This window comes from Klebsiella sp. FDAARGOS_511, from assembly GCF_003812845.1.
Lineage (GTDB): Bacteria > Pseudomonadota > Gammaproteobacteria > Enterobacterales > Enterobacteriaceae > Klebsiella > Klebsiella grimontii.
On the sequence record NZ_CP033824.1, the window covers coordinates 371,661 to 390,409 of the forward strand.

Annotated in this window: 27 protein-coding genes; 2 read left to right on the top strand and 25 right to left on the bottom strand. The window is 50.7% G+C overall.

The genetic code is table 11. The features are described 5' to 3' along the window. Positions 1–8 precede the first annotated feature (8 nt). The 17 genes from EGY08_RS02745 to EGY08_RS02825 all read right to left on the bottom strand — a co-directional run bounded on the left by EGY08_RS02745 (position 9) and on the right by EGY08_RS02825 (position 12,501). Complete coding sequence (locus tag EGY08_RS02745) at positions 9–404, bottom strand: hypothetical protein (protein WP_065366374.1); 396 nt, start codon at positions 402–404, stop codon at positions 9–11. Further along, a complete protein-coding gene (locus EGY08_RS02750) occupies positions 394–1,170 on the bottom strand; it encodes a hypothetical protein (RefSeq protein ID WP_123828160.1) in 777 nt (258 codons plus the stop codon). Before EGY08_RS02750 ends, EGY08_RS02745 begins: the two co-directional genes overlap by 11 nt. A gap of 353 nt (positions 1,171–1,523) precedes the next feature. Continuing rightward, a complete protein-coding gene (locus EGY08_RS02755; protein ID WP_123829399.1) occupies positions 1,524–1,721 on the bottom strand; it encodes a hypothetical protein in 198 nt (65 codons plus the stop codon). Between the two features lie 137 nt (positions 1,722–1,858). Then, on the bottom strand, positions 1,859–2,341 hold the full coding sequence (locus EGY08_RS02760; RefSeq protein WP_123828161.1) for a hypothetical protein: 483 nt from the start codon (positions 2,339–2,341) through the stop codon (positions 1,859–1,861). Between the two features lie 38 nt (positions 2,342–2,379). Further along, positions 2,380–3,312 (bottom strand): phage tail tube protein, encoded by a 933-nt coding sequence (locus EGY08_RS02765; protein WP_123828162.1) that lies wholly within the window; start codon positions 3,310–3,312, stop codon positions 2,380–2,382. 23 nt (positions 3,313–3,335) lie between these two features. Continuing rightward, positions 3,336–3,728, bottom strand: a complete 393-nt coding sequence (locus tag EGY08_RS02770; RefSeq protein WP_004121537.1) for a phage tail terminator-like protein — start codon at positions 3,726–3,728, stop codon at positions 3,336–3,338. Further along, positions 3,725–4,276: a hypothetical protein gene (locus EGY08_RS02775; RefSeq protein WP_123828163.1), complete on the bottom strand. Its 552-nt coding sequence runs from the start codon at positions 4,274–4,276 to the stop codon at positions 3,725–3,727. Before EGY08_RS02775 ends, EGY08_RS02770 begins: the two co-directional genes overlap by 4 nt. A gap of 1 nt (position 4,277) precedes the next feature. After that, positions 4,278–4,661, bottom strand: coding sequence for a hypothetical protein (locus EGY08_RS02780; protein ID WP_012967908.1), 384 nt, complete (start codon positions 4,659–4,661; stop codon positions 4,278–4,280). Continuing rightward, a complete protein-coding gene (locus EGY08_RS02785; protein WP_004146199.1) occupies positions 4,633–4,929 on the bottom strand; it encodes a hypothetical protein in 297 nt (98 codons plus the stop codon). Before EGY08_RS02785 ends, EGY08_RS02780 begins: the two co-directional genes overlap by 29 nt. 1 nt (position 4,930) lies before the next feature. Continuing rightward, complete coding sequence (locus tag EGY08_RS02790; RefSeq protein ID WP_123828164.1) at positions 4,931–5,341, bottom strand: protein singed; 411 nt, start codon at positions 5,339–5,341, stop codon at positions 4,931–4,933. 3 nt (positions 5,342–5,344) lie between these two features. Then, positions 5,345–5,557 (bottom strand): hypothetical protein, encoded by a 213-nt coding sequence (locus EGY08_RS02795; RefSeq protein WP_015958310.1) that lies wholly within the window; start codon positions 5,555–5,557, stop codon positions 5,345–5,347. 39 nt (positions 5,558–5,596) lie between these two features. Next, positions 5,597–6,733 (bottom strand): P22 phage major capsid protein family protein, encoded by a 1,137-nt coding sequence (locus tag EGY08_RS02800; protein WP_123828165.1) that lies wholly within the window; start codon positions 6,731–6,733, stop codon positions 5,597–5,599. Positions 6,734–6,820: 87 nt separating this feature from the next. Then, positions 6,821–7,585: a DUF6651 domain-containing protein gene (locus EGY08_RS02805; protein WP_123828166.1), complete on the bottom strand. Its 765-nt coding sequence runs from the start codon at positions 7,583–7,585 to the stop codon at positions 6,821–6,823. Between the two features lie 104 nt (positions 7,586–7,689). Beyond that, entirely contained in the window at positions 7,690–8,802 is a 1,113-nt protein-coding gene (locus EGY08_RS02810) for a phage minor head protein (RefSeq protein WP_123828167.1), read from the bottom strand. Further along, positions 8,786–10,210: a DUF4055 domain-containing protein gene (locus EGY08_RS02815; protein WP_123828168.1), complete on the bottom strand. Its 1,425-nt coding sequence runs from the start codon at positions 10,208–10,210 to the stop codon at positions 8,786–8,788. Before EGY08_RS02815 ends, EGY08_RS02810 begins: the two co-directional genes overlap by 17 nt. A 4-nt stretch (positions 10,211–10,214) precedes the next feature. Next, positions 10,215–11,519, bottom strand: coding sequence for a terminase large subunit domain-containing protein (locus EGY08_RS02820; RefSeq protein WP_123828169.1), 1,305 nt, complete (start codon positions 11,517–11,519; stop codon positions 10,215–10,217). Then, positions 11,497–12,501: a terminase small subunit gene (locus EGY08_RS02825; RefSeq protein WP_123828170.1), complete on the bottom strand. Its 1,005-nt coding sequence runs from the start codon at positions 12,499–12,501 to the stop codon at positions 11,497–11,499. The genes EGY08_RS02820 and EGY08_RS02825 overlap by 23 nt, the downstream gene beginning before the upstream one ends. A 46-nt stretch (positions 12,502–12,547) precedes the next feature. Here EGY08_RS02825 and EGY08_RS02830 point away from each other — a divergent pair, with 46 nt between their 5' ends. Continuing rightward, positions 12,548–12,868: a hypothetical protein gene (locus tag EGY08_RS02830; RefSeq protein WP_123828171.1), complete on the top strand. Its 321-nt coding sequence runs from the start codon at positions 12,548–12,550 to the stop codon at positions 12,866–12,868. Between the two features lie 1,055 nt (positions 12,869–13,923). Here EGY08_RS02830 and EGY08_RS02840 read toward each other — a convergent pair. From EGY08_RS02840 to EGY08_RS02860, 5 genes are read right to left on the bottom strand one after another with little or no spacing between them, the layout of a single operon-like run. Beyond that, positions 13,924–14,112 carry a hypothetical protein gene (locus EGY08_RS02840; RefSeq protein WP_123828172.1) on the bottom strand — a complete coding sequence of 63 codons (189 nt, stop codon included), beginning with the start codon at positions 14,110–14,112 and terminating at the stop codon, positions 13,924–13,926. Beyond that, entirely contained in the window at positions 14,063–14,338 is a 276-nt protein-coding gene (locus EGY08_RS02845) for a hypothetical protein (protein WP_123828173.1), read from the bottom strand. Before EGY08_RS02845 ends, EGY08_RS02840 begins: the two co-directional genes overlap by 50 nt. 7 nt (positions 14,339–14,345) lie before the next feature. Next, positions 14,346–14,975 carry a glycoside hydrolase family 19 protein gene (locus EGY08_RS02850; RefSeq protein ID WP_123828174.1) on the bottom strand — a complete coding sequence of 210 codons (630 nt, stop codon included), beginning with the start codon at positions 14,973–14,975 and terminating at the stop codon, positions 14,346–14,348. Beyond that, positions 14,975–15,256 carry a phage holin family protein gene (locus EGY08_RS02855; RefSeq protein ID WP_123828175.1) on the bottom strand — a complete coding sequence of 94 codons (282 nt, stop codon included), beginning with the start codon at positions 15,254–15,256 and terminating at the stop codon, positions 14,975–14,977. Before EGY08_RS02855 ends, EGY08_RS02850 begins: the two co-directional genes overlap by 1 nt. Further along, entirely contained in the window at positions 15,243–15,638 is a 396-nt protein-coding gene (locus tag EGY08_RS02860; RefSeq protein ID WP_004121584.1) for a phage holin family protein, read from the bottom strand. The genes EGY08_RS02855 and EGY08_RS02860 overlap by 14 nt, the downstream gene beginning before the upstream one ends. A gap of 643 nt (positions 15,639–16,281) precedes the next feature. On the opposite strand from EGY08_RS02860, the gene EGY08_RS31405 reads away from it, so the two are divergent. Continuing rightward, complete coding sequence (locus tag EGY08_RS31405; protein WP_224384997.1) at positions 16,282–16,386, top strand: small membrane protein; 105 nt, start codon at positions 16,282–16,284, stop codon at positions 16,384–16,386. Between the two features lie 442 nt (positions 16,387–16,828). Here EGY08_RS31405 and EGY08_RS02865 read toward each other — a convergent pair whose 3' ends face one another. From EGY08_RS02865 to EGY08_RS02875, 3 genes are read right to left on the bottom strand one after another with little or no spacing between them, the layout of a single operon-like run. Beyond that, positions 16,829–17,407, bottom strand: a complete 579-nt coding sequence (locus tag EGY08_RS02865; RefSeq protein ID WP_123828176.1) for a DUF1133 family protein — start codon at positions 17,405–17,407, stop codon at positions 16,829–16,831. Then, complete coding sequence (locus EGY08_RS02870; protein ID WP_123828177.1) at positions 17,404–18,063, bottom strand: phage N-6-adenine-methyltransferase; 660 nt, start codon at positions 18,061–18,063, stop codon at positions 17,404–17,406. The genes EGY08_RS02865 and EGY08_RS02870 overlap by 4 nt, the downstream gene beginning before the upstream one ends. Continuing rightward, positions 18,060–18,653: a recombination protein NinG gene (locus EGY08_RS02875; RefSeq protein ID WP_123828178.1), complete on the bottom strand. Its 594-nt coding sequence runs from the start codon at positions 18,651–18,653 to the stop codon at positions 18,060–18,062. The genes EGY08_RS02870 and EGY08_RS02875 overlap by 4 nt, the downstream gene beginning before the upstream one ends. Positions 18,654–18,749 lie beyond the last annotated feature (96 nt).

Genomic DNA, 18,749 nt, shown 5'->3' on the forward strand with positions numbered 1-18,749 from the left:
GAGAACATTTACGATGCCTTTGCTTCCTTAAGATCTATCCATTTTCCAAAGAAAAGACCAGCAGACTCTAGCCCTGCCTCTGCCATTTCTCTAGAAACGGTGACTTCAGAAATATGGTAGTCTGCTTCATTCCTAGCATCTCGCATTTGTTTTAGGTTATATCCCATAACTTTTAGCTTGTGCTTGTCATAAGGCTCCAACTTACATTCGGAAGCATTTGTCATATAACTGATGAGACTAGTGTGGTGATTCATACTATAAGCCGGAACGCATGTTAGTGACGTCATGGCCTCATGAAACATGCCATAGTAAGCACGAGATATACAACTGCGATAACCTGATTCAGTTTCACTGTTCATGCAACACAAAGCTGTTTCAATGAAATTAGTGCTATTAACCGACATAGCTCACCCCTGTATGCAGCTCTCTTATCGGTGAAAACCTTCCGATAAGCTTACAGTTATCCAACAACGGCTCCATACAGACAGCTTCAGCCAGAGAATAGTTCATTTTCGCAATTGTTTTGGGGTCTTTGTTATTTATATCAACAACATAGCAACAATTATGGTTTTTACTAACTTCAATGTGCCCATAGTTAGCCTCATATTCTTTAGCCACTTTAGCAATGGTTTCAGCAAGAAGCTGGAATTGCTCCTTGGTGCAACCAGATGATACATAAGCATCATCTAGTTCCGTAAGTAATTCTTCTTTGTGTTTTTCAGCCAATAACCTTCCCTCCTCATCAGAGAGCAACTTTATGTGTTGGCTCATGTACCTATCCAATGCAGCCTTATCACCGTAGCGATAGGCATAAGAATAGGCAAACACTGTCATTTTTTTTGATTGGTACTTATCGGCATATGCATACGCAAAATCTTTAACCAGATTCTCATTTCTGGTCGCTCTGAGCATGAACAGATGGTTCGCCGGAATTGATGCATCATGGAATTTCTCAACCCCATCTGTAAAAACCTGATTCGCTTTATCAATGAATCCAGCAGTAGCATGAAGCAAACCCAGAGCGCTTACCGAAGCGGAAGAGTTATCATTTTCCAACTCACGTAATGAACGCCAGTAGGACATCTCATCGATAGAAACGCCAGCCTTTAGCATGTCTCCATACATTTCGATCAGTTCTACTGATTTTTCCTTAGGTATGCCTGCCGCCATTCCAACTTACGCCTATACTATGTGGGTTTAGAATTCTATGTGCTTCAGCTAAGTTTCGTCAACCAGAGACTTTACACTAACTGTGCTTAAATATGTAATCAACTCACATATCCTGACTACAAAATCTCGCCTATTAGGCCATTTAAACTGGTAATGATCTATCATCATTTGCAAAGAATGGCCGTCTTCATCCATGGTGATATCGAACTCATCACGTTTAAAACATTCACGTTTAAAACATATCTGTTAAGGGTAGCCAGGACTGAGCATCAATGCGAACTGCATTATTGCAAGAATACCGTCCTCCTCCATATTGCACTTTAGGAGTCACGCTATGCTGGCAGTATCGATGTTCATGTGCCCTTATTGTTATCCTTCTGATATTTAGCCCACGCATCTCGCCAAGCATCATCCAGTGCCAGTATCGCAGCGTCAAACTCGATACGGTCAATCAGGATGGAGCGAGAAGCCAGATAGCGCTCGATATCACTCAGGGACAACGGGAGCGGTACGCCAGCCATTCCTGCATACTGCCTGCCGCGAGATATCATGGCGTAAGCGTTGAGGATCTCCCCCGTCACAGCATCAATCTCAGGCTCAGGGATTGGTGGGAGATTTAATTTCTCCCGCCGCCACTTTGCCTTATCTCCCCGTTCGACCCCGAACTCCTTAAGCCACTTCTGCGCCTCTAAGGCTTTTTTACGGTTTCCTGAGTCTGCTGCTCTTTACCCTGAGCAATGTTCGCGGACTCGGCCAGTATCAGCCAGTACAGCTCCGGGTGCTGTTTCAGCATGGCGGTCCCGAGTTCTGGGGTATAGTCGAGAGCAACCTCTGTGCCATCCACCAGCTGGCCCACACCTTCCCAGCCTTTCAGCAGGAACCGCGCTACGTTATCGATCAGCAGGTCATCAACAGAGTCGATATCGTCCACGCTGGCGAGATTAAAATCCGTTGTCCCCACCTTATAACCTGCGTCCATCTTATCGATGTGGCGGCGCACCAGCGCGTTACGAGAGCGATATTGCGGATTCTCGCTGCTGGCCACCAGCAGGCGAAGTTTGAACAGCGATTCTTCTTCCGGCGAGAATTCCTTTTTGCTGCCTTCTGGCTTTTTGTAGGGATAAAACCAGCGCTCACCATTTAAATCAATTTTCGGGGTAACAATCAGCATAAAAACTCCATAAAAAAACCCTCCAAAGAGGGCTAATGTTAATCACCACCGCCAGTAGTGGCAGGAACGCGGTTAATAGTTGGCGGAGTATTGGCCGCGGTGATATCCAGCTGAACCTGAACAATGTCAGTACTGCCCGCATCAGGCCAGTCGCCGGAAATCTGCACTTCCGGGAAATCGAAGGTATAGGCGCCTTCAGCATTCTCCAGCGTGAAGCTAAACGGCACCGTTTCGCCGGTGAACGTTTTTTTGTAAACCTCCCAGGCAGCCTTTGACCATGACAGAGTGATTTGACCTGACGGGGTAAAGGTTGTCGGTATATTTGCGCCGGCGAACGCCGAACCGGTACCGATGCAGCGCTGGGTCTGCATATTGTTGTTGAATTGAATGTTAAAGGTGTCGACGCAGAAGCCTGTCCCGCCATCAACACCATTCAGCCGGATGTTCGTGACCTCTTTGAAGGAGTAACGCAGCGCCCCCGCCAAATCCACCGGTGCGGTGAAATAGCTTGTGTCGTCCCCTTTCGTCTCCCAGTCCAGCCCTGCAAACGTAATGGTTGCAGTGATATCACCATCGGCCGGGATTTCCATCTGGAAGGTGCCAACCTGGCAACCGCGGGCAATCTGGGCGATCCCCACATCACTGGCAAAGGTCGCCACGGAGAACGTAATACGACCGTTACCCATCGTCAGCACGTTATTTACCCATTCGGTACCGAAACAGCTGGCAAGAAAATCATCATGCTGGTTCCAGCGAAACCGCGTGCCGACATCGCCGCCGACATCCACAGTGCCGCGTGAAACACCCTGCGCCATGCGTTCACCAGCGATTTCGTCATTGTCGTTGGTGTTCTGCGTTGGTTTCAGACCAAATGAAGAACGCCGCAGCAGGTTCCACGCCCCTGCTGTTGGCGTGATACCTGGCGTTGTCTCACGAATAAACGCGGCTACTACTTTTGCACCTGAGCTCACAGGAGCCTCCTGTTTTTTGTGCGCTACAGAGCGCGATAAGGAATTTGAAGATTGAGCTGTAACCAGCCATCGGTCTCGCCTGCCGGTACAGCAGAAACGGCGAAATAACTCAGCTTTCCGTCGTCCTTGAACTCAAATAGCTCCGTTAGCTGATCGGCGGTCCGGGAGATAAGCAACGTCCCGGAACCGACCGGAACAAACAGCTGAATGATGAGTAAACCTGTCCTGTGCACGACCGGCCCGTCCCCGATCTCGGTTGCGCCAGCCTGTCCTGCAATGTTAGTGAGGCGGGCCCAGATATCGCGGCCGCCGGGGTCAAATACCGGACCATTGGGATAATCCACCGCATCAGAGGCAATAGCGGTCTGTGCCGCCATTCGGGAAATGGCAGCGTTTCTGATTTCTGTGAGAGTCATTTGTAGGCCTGAATCACACCATTAAACGAGACGGCATAGACGCCTGTCGGCGCCTGCGTTGAGTGGCCATTCTCCAGAGGCACGGAGTAAGGCAGGTTCGACTGGATGTAAATCACCGAGTAGGCTGGCGCCTGTTCAATGATATTTTTGCCATTAAGAAACGTCATTGTCCCACGCGGATCCGGTTCGGTCGGGACGGAGTGATCGGGTTCGCCGATACTGACAAAATGCGATGCCCTGAAGGTTCCTGCGCGATACTCAGCCGGCCGCCTGATATCCATGCTGTCATTAACACGGACTTTCTTCCTGAGCTTTCCGGTTTTGGTCAGGTTAGAAGGATCGGCATAAAGAGATTCGTTCCATTCCCCAACAGCTTTGTTGTATTGAACCGCGGTCGCGTTGATGGCCCACAGCTCCGGGTTTCCTACCGGCGACCGTTGAACAATTTCATTCAGCAGTTGAATGGCGATTGTCCGCTGGCGTAGTTTGACATCTTCGGCCACCAGCCCGGCGAATGCCACCGGGTCAATGTTCCAGCCCTTAGCCATATCACACCCTCCGCAGTTGAATGGAGTACGCAGCGCCAGCAGAGTCGGCAGAAGCGGTGATGATCTCGTAACGCTGAAGCTCACCCGTAATAGAATCCGGTGCGGTGATGATATGCCCGACTGCCGGCTTGTCAGTCACCTCATTGACCAGGGCGGTTAGCTTCACGTCACCATGCAGAATGTTAACGCCATCGATACGGCGCAGTTTATAACGCGCCAGCACTCCACGCCCCGAGTAAGTCACCTGCGTTTCAGTGCCGGTTTCCGTCACCGGGTCCCAGGCACCTCGAACGGTGTATGACCCAGTGAAATCCTTAACGGCATCCTGCAGGTCTGTATCGAAGGCTGCGGCGACTTCAGTTTGGAGTTCGTCGCGGATACCCACGGTCTACCTCCTCTATGCCTTTTTCACCAAAACGCTGAAGCGGGATATTGTTAGAAACATATCCGCCAGTAAAAAGGACCAGGACGTTACCACGCAGTTTCCTGGTATAGATTTCGCCGTTGCGTTTAACCCTCAGCGGAAGCGGAGCAAACTCAACAACGCCCTTTGCCGGGTTTGCGTAAACGACATAATTGATCGGGTTTCCATTCACAAACACATCGCGAGGGCCGAGCCCGTCACCGGCATAATGCACATCAGTGTTTTGCATATCACCCCCTTACCAGCCGTACCTGAGACTGACTAACGCCATAGGGCTTTAGCATTGCAAGCGCCAGCTGCAGATCGGAATCAAGCAATGCCGAGCTGTTGGTAGCGAGTTCCGCGAAGGTCTTTGAAACGCTGACATCTTCGGCATCTACCGTCTTACTCAGCAACACACCAGAATCGGTTTTCTGCTGATAAAGGCCACCATTCGAGGCCGCTAGCGCCGCATAGGCGCCAGCTTGTTTCACATCGTCAGGAATGATGATTTCGTGAGTTGCCTTATTGCACGGCATTTTCAGGTTAAGTCCATTCATCCAGGTATTAGCCATCAGCACAGATTTGGCTTTTTTGCTTTCATCTGTCCAGGTGGCACCGAGAATCGAATTGACGTCTTCAACGGTGATGAAAGTGATCATGCATCACTCCATTTCTTTCCAGCCGTGCGCCTTCCAGTTCTCCACTTCATCAGGGTGAACGTTGGCGGTATTGGGGGCGCCGGGGAATGCCGGGAAATCGGTAATCATCGTCACCAGCTGCGATATGGTCGATACGGGTACGTTGTTATCCGCCTGCGTAGACGCAGTTTGCTCAGCAGCTCGTTGGGCGCGCTGCTCTTTTGTTAATCCGGCCATTAGCCCTCCACTAAAAAAAGGGGCCGAAGCCCCTGTTTATCAGCCCAGCAACAACGCTGAGTGCGCCGACTTAACTGCCGCTACGCCCCAGGACAAACCGACTTCGTAACGCACCTGGCGATACTGGCGGTACAGTGCTACCTGATAAGTGATGCCAGATACCGGGTCAGTAACGTTCATCACATCATCCGCGGTATCGCCGCCCTGCGGCATTGCCGGAGTTCGGGATGCAAGCAGGAATGCATTACGATCAAACGCCATGTTTGCGGTGTAGGCGCCACCAGCGGTAATAGCGGTGTTGTCGGCTAGTACCTGACGTAAGCCAGGAGCAGCCAGGGTGATTGCTGTGGCCGTCGCAGCAGCAACAAGGTATTTATTGCTGTCCCCGTCAAACGTCACGATGTCACCCGCTGCAAAAGCACCTGTGCCGGTATCAATCGCAATCAGAATATCGCCTTCAGCTTTTGCTCCATTTACCAGGTATCCGGCAGCCGGAGATGCAGCGCGTTTCTTGACATGCGCGGATTCGTGGATATTGAAACCTTCCAGTTGCCCCACGATACCTTCGCGCAGAAGCGCATCAGTACCGGATTCGTTTACTTTGAACAGAACAGACTGTTTACCGCGGAGGTTAGCGATAGCCGAAGAACCGAGAACCATCTGCAGATCAGTTGTCGGCGAACCGTTGTCAGAGAGAACCTGACGCGCATTTGCCGCATCTGATAAATCACCGGCAATACCAAACGGTGCTGTACCCGCAGTACCGACAGCACGGGAAGAGGCGAAATACAGCGCCGCCAAATCCGCATCCATCTCGTTGGCCAGCGCGCGAAAAGCCTGCTTAAACTGATCAGCAAGGATGGTGTTGTATGTCCCTGCGGGCCCCAGCGCCAGTTGTTCCTCACCGTTCCATTTAACCGGGGCCATTTTGGATTTGGTGATTTTGACATCAACAGTGCCGATCGTCTGGTCTCCGTCATTCGGCGCCGTAGCCCCCGGGGTAATATCAACAGTGGTTGCCGGTGGCGCAACCGGCGCAGTAACAGTCTGGTCCTTCGCCGCCGCATCAGCTTTAGCATTGCGCGATACAGCCGGGATAAAACCGACCTGTTCGCGAGATACGGTATCCAGAGCCGTGAAGATAGTCGGGATCAACCCGGTAAGCGTATTAGCCATATGTATAGATTCCTTGGAGATTAAAATATAGGGTTGGTTGAGCTATCCAGCTCCGGCACCAGCAGCCATCCGGCGGCTGGCAAAGAATTAATCGACGATGGTGATACCGTCTTTGAGAGTTGATTGCTGATCTGTCGGGCTCAGACTGGTAAACGCATCGCGTTTCATCGTTTTCTGCCCGAGTGAATGCTGAGACTGGCGAGAGCCTCCTCCTTGATTGCCGCTGGCCTTCAGAATGTGATCTTTCTGCGGGTACTGCTCCACCAGGAATTCCAGCGCCTCATCAAAGGCCGCCAGTTCGCCCGGCTTAGAACGGGAATAAATTTTGTTGCCAGAGCCATCATAGGCAACGACTTTGCCGTCCTCGACTTTGAAGGACTGACCGAACCGCGCCTGAAGCATATCTGCCGGAATTGCTACTTTATCTGCGATGAATTTCGAGCCTGAGAACCGGCCGCCAATCATTTCCTGATACAGCTGGCCTTCAAGGGTCGTCGCACGCTGAGTAGCTTCATCAAGCTGCGCCTGGAATGATTTGGTGATATCCGCTTTCACCTGGTCAACAGCACCCGCGTCGATCAGTTTTTTCTGGTCGATTTTGGTCATCATGTCCAGCGCTTCGAGCGCCTTCGCCGGGTCACCGATTTTGGCAAATTTAGCCAGGCTGGCTTCAGCAGCTTCTTTAGATTCACGATGAGATTTTGCCTCGCCATTCAGTGCGGAAATTTTTCCCACTGCCTGGACGGCATCAAAACCGACCTCCTGGCCGTCGTCGTGGACGTAGACGGGCAGACCGTTCGCGTCAATTTCTGCATACTGTTTGCCGTTTACTTCTGCTGTCTTCAGTTTCATGTTGATACCTTTTTGGGGTCATCCGACCGTTGCACCGCTCACCATCCGGATTACGGCAATAAAAAAGCCACCCGAAGGCAGCCTGATTGTTGATTTATAGAAAATTAAAGCCTGGCGTTGCTGAATGCCTGCGCGTCACGGTTGCGTAGCTGGTCCAGCGTCAGCCATTCTCCCCTGTCGTTATAGAATTCATCAGGAGACATGCCGCCATCACGAATCAGCCTGGCGCGCGTCACGCCGACAATCTGGGACTGCCGTGTGAATGATTGCCGCGAGAACCAGCCCTGATAATCGGTATCCGCTGGCACCTGTCCGTCCATGCTGGCGCGGGAACTATCCGATATTTGCCCCACAGCAATACCGAGCTCATCCGACGACTTAAGGATGTAGGTTTCGGTGCTGCGGCAGCAAAAGTGAATTTTCCCCGGGCCCTGAAGGTAGGGGATTTTGTGGCCGATGGGTTTACCATCCAGGGTGTACTTGAGGCGGTCGCGAATCCGACATTCTTTTGATGTCCGGTTATCCAAAGTGGATAACCACTGCTTACCCTTCAAAATGTCATCGTTCGCATCTGCAAAGCTTTTCCTGGCCGTAGAAGCAAGATGCCCCACAGCCGTTTTTGCAATACTGCCGGCATTGGTGCGGCTCATCTGCAGCGCGCCATCCTGATAGCCACGGTTAGCATGACCACGGACCTTTCTGGCGATTTGCTCATGTGTATCGCCCAGGAGAAAACCCTGCCGCACTGTATTGGATATTCTTGCCATTCTGTCAGCTTCAAGGTTATCTGCCCACTCCGAAAGCAGGCGCCCCTGAAACGGCTGTGCCATCGTAGCTGCGTAAACGACATCCGGTGAAATGCCCACCAGTGGATGAAGCGATAGAACATCATCGGGGATCGCAAACTGGAACAGGCTCAGCTGAAAGCCTGCTTCGTGCTGAGCGAGTTGCTGCAACTCTTCAGATAGTCCCGCGTACATTGACTGCACAGCCTCGCGATTAAGAGCCCTGACACTAACGAGCAGCGCTTCCAGTCGCGATACGGTAAAGCTGTCAGCATCCAGGCTATCCATGGCCACCAGCAATCTGGCGGTCAGCTCAGCGTCGCTGTCATTCAGGACCTTTATCATCCTGTTTGCAACGCTGGTGCTGTACCGCGCTATCCATATCGCATGCGCTATCGATTCATCCTGAAGCTTGTCATTCGCCGTTGCCATTTGCACCACCCTGGTTACTCAGGCCGCCGACAAGCGTCACCTGCTGGTTCCTCAGTTCGTCGATCACCTCTTCAGGTTTTGCGTCCGGGTCGATGAATTTCAGCGCCTGAAGAACGCGAACCGCATCAAACTGGCGAATATCACCACCCTGCCGAAGTGACTGAACAGCCGTAGCGGCCGCGGAATCGAATGTCTGTGCCGAAACATCCAGCTCAGTTCTGACATCGACGTTTCCACCCTCGGATTCACCAAGCCATTCCGCCATGATCTGCAGGATGTTATCGAGCGCGTCCTCCAGCGAACTCGCCATCGTGTACAGCGGCGAATTCTCCTGCATGTGCTCTTCATGCGTCTGATCGACTGATTTGGTCGAGGTATTTTCTACCCGAAGCAACTTCGCCCCAGCCTGGCGCATCTGATTCTCCAGGTCATCCAGAGACGTTTTACCTGAGCCGATTGCCGATCCAGTGTGTTCAGTGTATTCGAGCCCTTGCTTAGAGCGATCAGAGAACAGAGTTGCGACCGATGATCCGATAGTCAACTCTTGACCCTCGGCGAGACCGAATGCCGATAACAAAGGAACACGCGCGACATGCAGGATATTGTCCTGTTCGCTCTGGCTCTGCCAGTGCTTGATGTTCAGCAATGCCAGGTTCAGCAGCGGTGGAGAGCCGCGCATAAATCCTGTTCGCTTCGTGTAGAGCGTCACCAGAGGAATATCATCACGGCTGGTATTCCACTGGTCATGAAGTTGCCACTGGCTTTCGCCGTTATCGCCCTTGTTGCGGCGATATATCTCAACCTTGCGCGGCATGATGTGGCGAATCTGTTCTACCTTTGTCTGCCCGTAGTCATTGCCATCAACGACGATAACCTCTTTTACGCGCAAATCCGTCAGAATGACTTTGCCTCCCCGAACATCAGACTTCCAGCCAATGACCTGCCGGGGATTGAGCATTGTCACGTATGGGCGACCACCAGCTGCTTGCTCGTCAGCCCTCGTCTTAACCGCTTCTGGATCTGTTCGCGTATAGTCCACAAGGGCATGCGCCAGACCGTACTGGAACGCGAGCGAGAAGAATTGCTGCGCCCATACATCAAGTCGGTCGCCTTCCATGTCGATATTTTCAGCCAACTCGACAATCTTCTCGGGGGTTTCTTCGCTAAGCCTCGTCGGCTCAGCAAACACGCGACCGATGTTTTGCTTAATCGCCTCTTCATATGCAGGGAGAAGCGTAGCTACGGCCAGACGTTGTTCGTAGGCCTCCTTGTCCTCTTTAGGCCACCGAGGAAGATAGGTTTTATTCTGCCGCCGCATTTCAAGCGTACCGCCCATCAGCGCATCGTTGATATCCCAGGCCTCAACCATGTCGTTATAGTCGAGGTTGGGTGTTGAAATATCAGGCATAGTTTTACATCCGCAGTTGGGTGACTTTCCCGGTTGGTTTGACGATCGGAAACTGTTTCACGATGAAGTAGCCGCCGGCATCGTTGGGGTGATCGTTATCGGCTTTTTTGTCAGGCTCGCCATTTTCGCCCCAGACCTGCTGCTCAAGCGACTCCGTGTATACCGGGCAGCGCTTTACATTCACTTTGTAGCGACGCTCACCATTGCCATTGCAGAACATGGCGTTCATGGAATTAATACGATCTTTTACTGGCGGGTTTGAATCATTCACGATCACATTAAAGCCTGCCTGTTTAAGCTGGGCGATATCCGTAGTGCTGGCATGGGCTGATTTACGAGAATCACCGGAGGCGTCTGGGTAAATATAGATTTCCCGCACCTTCCGGTAGTCATGGCCGTCATACAGCCAGAACCGCTCTTTAATGATGCGAATAATGTCCGGTGTGTCGTAAGCCTTAATGATTTCCGTAACTGCACAGGGAAGCCCAAGGCGTAGCACATGAACAATTCCGGCCATTTTCCCGACGTTGAAATCCATACCGATATACAGAGGTTCGCCGGGCTGCTCTTCCTCCTGGCAGTTATTCAGCTTACGGTCAAACTGATGGTAAATAGTCCCGCTGGTCAGGTTGGTAAACTGGCCGCGCAGATAAGCCTTAATCAGCTCCGGCGGATAAGACTCCATCAGGGATGGAATGTAGTCTGCCGGCAGGTTCTTTTCGTTGTCGAAGGTCGAGGCCTGAACCAGCCCGTATAGCGTTGAGAGCGAAGGTTTATCGCGCACAGCCTTTGCGAACTGTTGATAAACAAACTTAAACCCTTCCGGCGTCGTGGTGACGTCTATTCCGTTACGCAGACCGGGCACGTTGTAACGCATACGCGCAATGATTTTCCGCCAGGCTAACTGCGCCTTTTTGGCGGGCATCACATCGAGCTCATCTATCAGGGCATTACCAATTTTGAAACCAACGATGGTATGTGGCTTTTCCATCGAGCGGCATATCGTCGTCCCGCGGAACTGCTTCCCGGCGTAGAAATGGACCTCTTTGTTTCCCTCATTGATTTTGACATTCAGCCCCCAGTCGTGGGCCACCTCCTCTACAGTGGGATAAAAGATGTCACGGATTTGCGGATACGTTGGCGCAAAGTAACCCTGGTTGATTTTGGGGTGTTCCCACATCCCTTTGCAGATACCGCCGCAACCAACCCATGTCTTGCCAGAACCAAACCCGGCTACGTAAGCCTTAAACTTGTACTGCATCGCAAGGAATTTGGCCTGAGGGATGTTAAGCGTCGGTGCTATCGCCATCCTCTTCCCTCACTCGCGCATCGACTACGTTGATATTGATTGCAACTGGCGTTGGTTCGTCATCTTCCGGGTCAGCGGCTAGTTCTTTGCGGAGTTTGTCGTTCTCCAGCTGTCGGCGCTCGATTTCTATCTGCTGCAGACGCTGGGCGAACTCGCTATCGGCCAGGCCAAGGCGCTTCATCACCGCCTCGTACATTCGCTCGCGGCTGATAGCCGTTATCTCTACCCCATTCTTCCCGAGCTTGACGCCGGAATAGGCAAGTGCAGCATCAGGCGCCAGCTTGCGCGTATCCGCGAAGAACGGCTGACCGATGCCATCACCATTGCAGCGGGGGCATTCAGGATTAGGTGCGCTGGTATGGTCGTAACCGTAACCGCCAACATCGAGAGGCTCACGACGTTTACGCTCAAGCGCTTCGAGTCGCTTTTCTTCGTACTCCACGGCATCACGCCATTGGTACTGGTGACCAAAGCCCCAGCAGTAACGGCAGCTCCCGCGACGATACTGTGATAGCAGGTTTGCATCGAAGGTGGCCAGGCGCCACATCTGCTCAAGCACCTCATCAGCGCTGCCGAGTGTGCGCACAATGGATGCTTTCTGCTGCTGCGCAATGGCCTGCGCAACTGAAGTTTTCTGAAGCAGTTGATAGCCAATCTGTTCAGCGGTCTTCTTGCTGTAGCCAGCGCGAATAGCTGCCTGTGTGGCGTTGTTGTCTTTCAGGTATTCCGCGACAAATAAACGTTGTTGACTGGTGAGGCCGTCACCATCCACCAGCTCTTCTGCGCACTTTTCCTTTTGCGCTGTGCGCAGTTTCTTCTGCGCAGGTTTTTGCGCAGTTTGCGCAGAAGGTTTTTTGATGTATCGACGGGCAGTAGCGTAATTCAGTCCCTGCGCTTCACACCAATCCTTCGGTGATACGCCGGTTGCGGTATGATCGGACAGGAACCGTTGCTGAAGCTCGCCCCAGTCCGGTTTTGCCATGGTTTAATCCTGTTATAATTCATTAAAAACAACACGGAGAAATCGTATGGGCGTAAAGATATTCAGAAGTGAACTTCAACCGGATAGTGAGTCTGCATATCGTCAGTGGCTTAACGATAATCCTGATGGATATGTCATCAACGCTTTAAAAACCGCCAGCGGTAAGGCAAGCAAGAGTGATGAACGCTTTACCAGGATTCATCGGGCTAATTGTAAAAGAATCAACCCGCTACTTGGACTGACGGAAAAGAAAGGCTTCACAACCGGTAGATACCAGAAGCTTTGCGCAGCTACCTTTGAATTGGCAGAGAGAGAAGCAAGATCGGTTACTGGGCTGGCAAGAGTGAAAAAATGCCTATGCATCTGATATGTTGTTAAAACCATGAAAAAAGCCACCAGGAGGTGGCCTTTCTGATGGCTAAGAAAAAGGCCGCAAAAAATGCGGCCTTTTGTCATACACAGTTATCGATTAAATAAACTCTCAGGAGCCATCCGGGAGAGCATCACTTAAACGAGTAACTGACCTCCGACAGACTGGTGTTGGGACAGAGGTGCAATGAGAGTAGTGTGTTTCTTTTTTTTCACACCAGCAACCACACAATAATGTGTAGTTCGTCTTTATAATCAGTAACTGCTGACCAATTAGTCTGCCCGGACAGATTATTGTTCTGGACATTATTATAGAAATCATTAAATGAATGCCTTCTGTAAGGCATTCAACTATGCGACTTAGTACTTAGCTCATTTAATTCACTAGCTTTTGCATTGCTTCATCCACACCTGACATCCTTAAGAGCAAAACAGATAGCTGAATATGCAATCCCGCTAATCCCATGAGCCCGCTACGCTTGTTAAATCTCATCTTTTTTCTAAACTAATGTATGAGTTTTTCAGCTTTAACAAAGTTCACCTTACTGTAGTACCTGTGAGCTCAAGGGTGAGCTACCCCACAAATAGTAGATGCATCATTGGCTACCATTGCAGCATATATTCATTTGGTCGTATACACACCAAGGGTTTATTAGGTTCCATAACGATGCTTCGGTCTAGAATGATCAATGCACTTAAGTGAAAGGCCAATGAAACTTAAAGGTCATGTATTTTTATTATATTGTTGAAACAAAAATTTTATAGCTTATTTTTATATCAGGTATATATCCATCCTGAAGTCCCTACGATCACGGCAAGCAGTAGAAAAATGACTGCTGTTTTGGGCATTAGCACACCATAAAATGCTAAAGCTAACCCGACGAAAGCAACAATCAATACTGGCCACATATCCAGTAAGAGGAAAAGATATCCCTCGAAAGCGCTGTCAATCAGCACGTCCACATTACGCACTCCTATTGATAGATAATTTTGGCCGAAAATCATATCACGAAGCGTTAGCAGACGAACTGCTAATTAGCAAGCATTGGCTTACTAATTTTTGGTGGTTTTATTCTCGCAGTTAGCCAGCACGGATTTGTTGTGCGCCAGAATGTCTCGCTTGGTCTGCATATCCAGCATGTCGATATCGTGGTCGGTCAGGTAAATGACTCTCACCCAGATGCAGGCCGTATCAACGACTACCGGGCCGGGTGAATTGCTCGCGCAGCTCGCGATCAACATCGTCATCGACCATACGCTTAACGTCTTCCTGTACATCAGTGGCCCCTTTCGTTGCATCAGCCCGGCGTTCTGCCGCGGCAACGGTAGCAGCGGCGTTTTCTTCGGTTCGCTGCTGATCGGCTTTGGCTTCCGCTTTATTAGTGCCTCGCGCATGACCTAACCCAAATGCGCCAGCGATAACGGCCAGCAACGCAGTTGCCAGACCAATAATCATTTCAATGCCCATAGTGACCTCACACCAGCACTGATTTAGCCTGGTTAAACAGCGCTCGTCGTTTATCCAGACCGTTGCGGCCACCGTTAATAAGCAGCGTTACGCGTTCAACATCACCGGAATGAAGAAGGCAACCGTGGGAAACATAAAACCATGCGGCTGAACGAGCGGCGTAATCATCTCGCTCCAGCAGCTCAGGCTGGGTGACAAGGTCAAGCTTCAGTGCCTGTCCGCAGCTGCGATAGTTGCTCAAGCCCGTAACTTGTTTCAGGCCGCGACCGCGATATTTCCAGCCATCACCGGCAACCTGATTTCCGAGGTTCTTTTTCCCCCACTCGCCCCCATACACCAGGTTCGCGATTGCTCGCTGATTAGCTAGTTGCGTTGCCGTTCTGCCGAGTGCGGCGGCCTGCTGGGCGGTGATACGGTGTTTACCGAACGTAGGCACAAGGCTATCTGCTGCATAGTTCAGATTTTCCACCAGCCGGGTAAAACCTCCGGACTCGTGCCCCATCTGGGCAATGAACATCGCCTGATCGAGTGGAGCTGTGATGCCGAATTCTTTCATCGCAGCATCAATGTGCGGAAACCAGCGCGCAGCTAACCCGGCGCTGATACCAGCCGCCCGTTGAAATTGTGATTGGTTCATCAGTGCCTCAGTGCATCAACCAGTCGCGCCACATTCCCCCTGAACCAGAGAACGGCAGCGCAAATCAGGACGTTCGCCAGCACCACAAACCAGTGTGATTCATGGTAGAGACCGAACAGATAACGGAAAGGAACGCTGGCATAAACCAGCACAGTGAAGTAAGCCATCAGCGATATCATGGGGCGGTGTCTTGACCCGTCGCGTCGGTAGAACATCAGCGCAACAACAATTACAGCGCATATCACCGCATTAATGATTGCGCTCGGATCACTTGTTACCATTGCTTGTCCCTCCTCCACGTAAGCGAGAGAGAATCCCAAACAGGCTACCCAGGTCCTGACTGTTTACGAAAGTCAGCAGCTTTATAGCTATGGCTGCCACGATTACCGCTCCGAGTGCATCAAGCGGCCTGTCGTTGTAACCAGTCCACTTTGAGAAGTACGACCCCAGCAGAGGAGCACCAATCACACCGAATATGAATGAAGTAATGAAATAGCCCACCAGCTTTATGCGGCTAATATTCACCGCCGTTGCGACATAGAACACCGCACCAGCAAACGCACCAAATACCACGCCGTAATCAATACCAGTTGCCAGGCCGAATAGGCTGGCGCCGAACAGTCCACCAGCCGCTATCGTTGTGGCAGAAACAGGATCGGACATTTAGCCCCCTCTATTGCTGTGAGTCCTCTCATGAACGAGGGGAATAAAAAAAGCCCGCTATGAGAGCGGGCTGAAAAAGTTGGCTTTCGAGGAGTAACGATAAAGAAAGGTTCCTGATAGTCCGAGCTACCGATTTACCAGAAAAACATTCCCTTTTATGTCGTTACTGTAATTAACCATAGTCTGCCAGAGAGAATGAGTAAACCCAACAAGGTGTTCGGTTTACTTACTTGCGATTAGATGTGGTGCCGGGTGCCTCCCGGTGAGCTTTTGGGTGACCGACCATAGCTCGCGTTCATTAGTTTCTAACTCTGCTGACGTTACCGTCACGAATCACTTAGTCAGTTACGCCCCTCCGCACAGGGGGATTCACCACGCAGACACAATAGCTGGGCGGCATATATCGAGTCAATGTGTCTGAGGGTATGCACCTCTTTAGAAAACTCAGTGATGAATCAGCTTTTGCTTGATCAATACATGTCAAATCATTTCAAAATGAATGATAAAATTTCATAAATGATGTAAAATCAACAAGATTAATCAGTTAGGAATTTTCTCACTTCGCTCGCACACTACGCCTCACATAAAACAAGAATATCCATACTCTTCTAGAGGCTTCACTCACATGACAACAACCATACTGATGATAGCGTTAGCTGTAGTTCTTCTTTTAGTCGCTGTGGGTTCACTGGTGTCTTACATCAAAGAAAGGCGAGCATATAAAAACACTTTCAAAAAAAGGTATTAATAATTATCCACTTTTACAGAAGCAGGGGTAGTGATACCTGGGGATTGCTCCTGCTTCTTATGCCACCTTTCGACACAAAGTCCTGCCCTACACTATCAATGCTCTCACCAGTTATATTCCGCATACTGATAAGAAGCCCTTTCCCTGCCAAACTAAATCAGCAATCTGGTTTAGAGCTCTCGCGTATGAGCTCAACGTATAGTACGGCACGTATTCACTCAAGAGCCCTGACCAGATTGCACAAATGATAAAGCCCCGGCGAATACCGAGGCTTTGTAATTGTGATTGTCGCTCTACGACGATGTGACAGGGGTACTGATGCAATGCACCTCGCGAATACCCCTGTCGTATCGCCGGAAAGCAAAAAGCCCAAGGCGTTAACCTCGGGCTTCTAATGATTTTTGCTGCTCAGTTCGCTTTAACGTCCCGAGCCTAACACAATTCAAGCAGTTTCTGGCTCACTTTGCAAGTAAAATCTGTCGCCATTTGTGCCGAATGCATCACACATTGGTGCGTACAGCATCGATTCAGCCAAACTTATCCATGTATCAACTCTTCGTCTGCAGGTCATAAAGCACCAGTCCGGATGCTTTTCATTGAGCTCTTCCGCTATGCGGCGTTTGCTTTTCCGCAAGCGGTAATGCTCCACCAGCACACTGTATAAGCCTTTATGTTCATTCGCGATAAGGATGGCACCCAGGACCCGATCAATCAGAAGCCCTTCATCATCAGTGCAGAACGATAGGCCGCTTTTGTTTTTCCCTTCTAAAATTTCACGGAAGAACGCCTCAAGCTCAGGTTTCGAAATTCCTGATTTCTTCATGCGGCGTAAGGCTTCATTGATAGCCGTTTTAGTTATCTTTCCGGATGCCAATAACTGATTAAACATATTGCCGCCGCTACCACCGCCAATATACGACCAGCGGCCCCACATACGCAGCTTTCCCTGTATCCAGATGCTTTCCAGAGTGCGGAGGCGAACCATTTCACCTGATTTACCAACCTCAGAAGGGTTAATCATTTATTCACCTCATTTTTGATTTTCGGTTGCTCGGCGGCAAACTGTGCCAGCGCCATAAACGCCTGGCCTTTCGCTTCCAGTTCGGTGCGGTTGATGTAGCTGAATTTCTCTCCTCGCCAGGTCTTATCAAACACAGCTATGGCGCCCGCAAAAAAAGCGCTGGTTGGCCTTTGTTTTTCGTCGGCAGGGTTAAACCAGACAGGCAGATCGAAACCAATTCGCCCTCGAATAAAGCAGACATGGTCCGCATCTTCTGGCCACCAGGTTTCGCTCGTTGCGGATTTGACCAGGAAAACATAGCGTCCGCCCTTCTCGCGTTGCGCAGCGGCGTAATTCATGATGTGAGTCATGCCAGTGATGGCTTGCTTTTCGTGGTACTGAGAGCGGCTGTAAGGCGGATTGCCAAATGCAGCACCACCGATTGAGGAAAGCATTTCCGACCAGTCCTGTGTCAGCGCGTTATCTTCTGCGGTGTACCAGACAGGACATTTTGCGTTGCTGTCATCAGCGAACAGGTCCAGCATCAACGGACCAAACATCGCGTTAATACCCCAGAACAACAGATCCGGAGTCCGCCACTGGTCGCCAACCTCTTTTAAATAATGTGATGGCGCATTGCGTAGGGCTGTGAGGGATTCGCAGTAAGGATTAGTCATGCCGCCTCCTGCGCTTTTTTCAGGGCGCGTAAGTCGGCGTAAGCCTGCAAGCGGATGGCTTCCAGCTCTTCGATGGTCCAGCGGTGAATTCTGTTGTCGTTATCCAGCCCTAGAACCGCAGATTCGCCGTATTTTTCCACAAGCCCTACGCGGTAGGCTTTGATATTCCCGGACTTGCCGACGTTGCAGTCATCGCATTGAAGGTTGATATTGATGTGGGTAAACCGCAGATGAGAGGCTTTAGCGACTGTCCGATAATGTCCAGCGTGCCAGACAGCAGCCTGGTGAGTTCCGCAGGAAATACACCCCTCTCCATTAGCAAGTGCAGTTTCACGGCACAGGGTATTAACCACGCGCTCGGTGACTTCCAGCCAGTGACTAAGGGACTTTTCAGCCGTCTTTGGTTCAGGGCGAATATGGTGAACGGGTTTATTTTTTAACCGGTCTTTAGCCTTAGTTTTTTGTTTCTCGCGCTGATGCGCAAGGTACTGGGTCTTATGCTCTTCGCAGCACCAGTAAACATTAGAATAGGTAAGGTTAAACCAGGCACCGCAGCCGGGTGCTTTGCATCTGCGACGGGGGTCTCTCATATCGCACCGCCTGGATGCGACAGACAAACAGAAACACCGCGCACTGAGGCACGGCGTAAAATGGCGTTGCTGCGTTTTTGCGTCATCACTTTACTC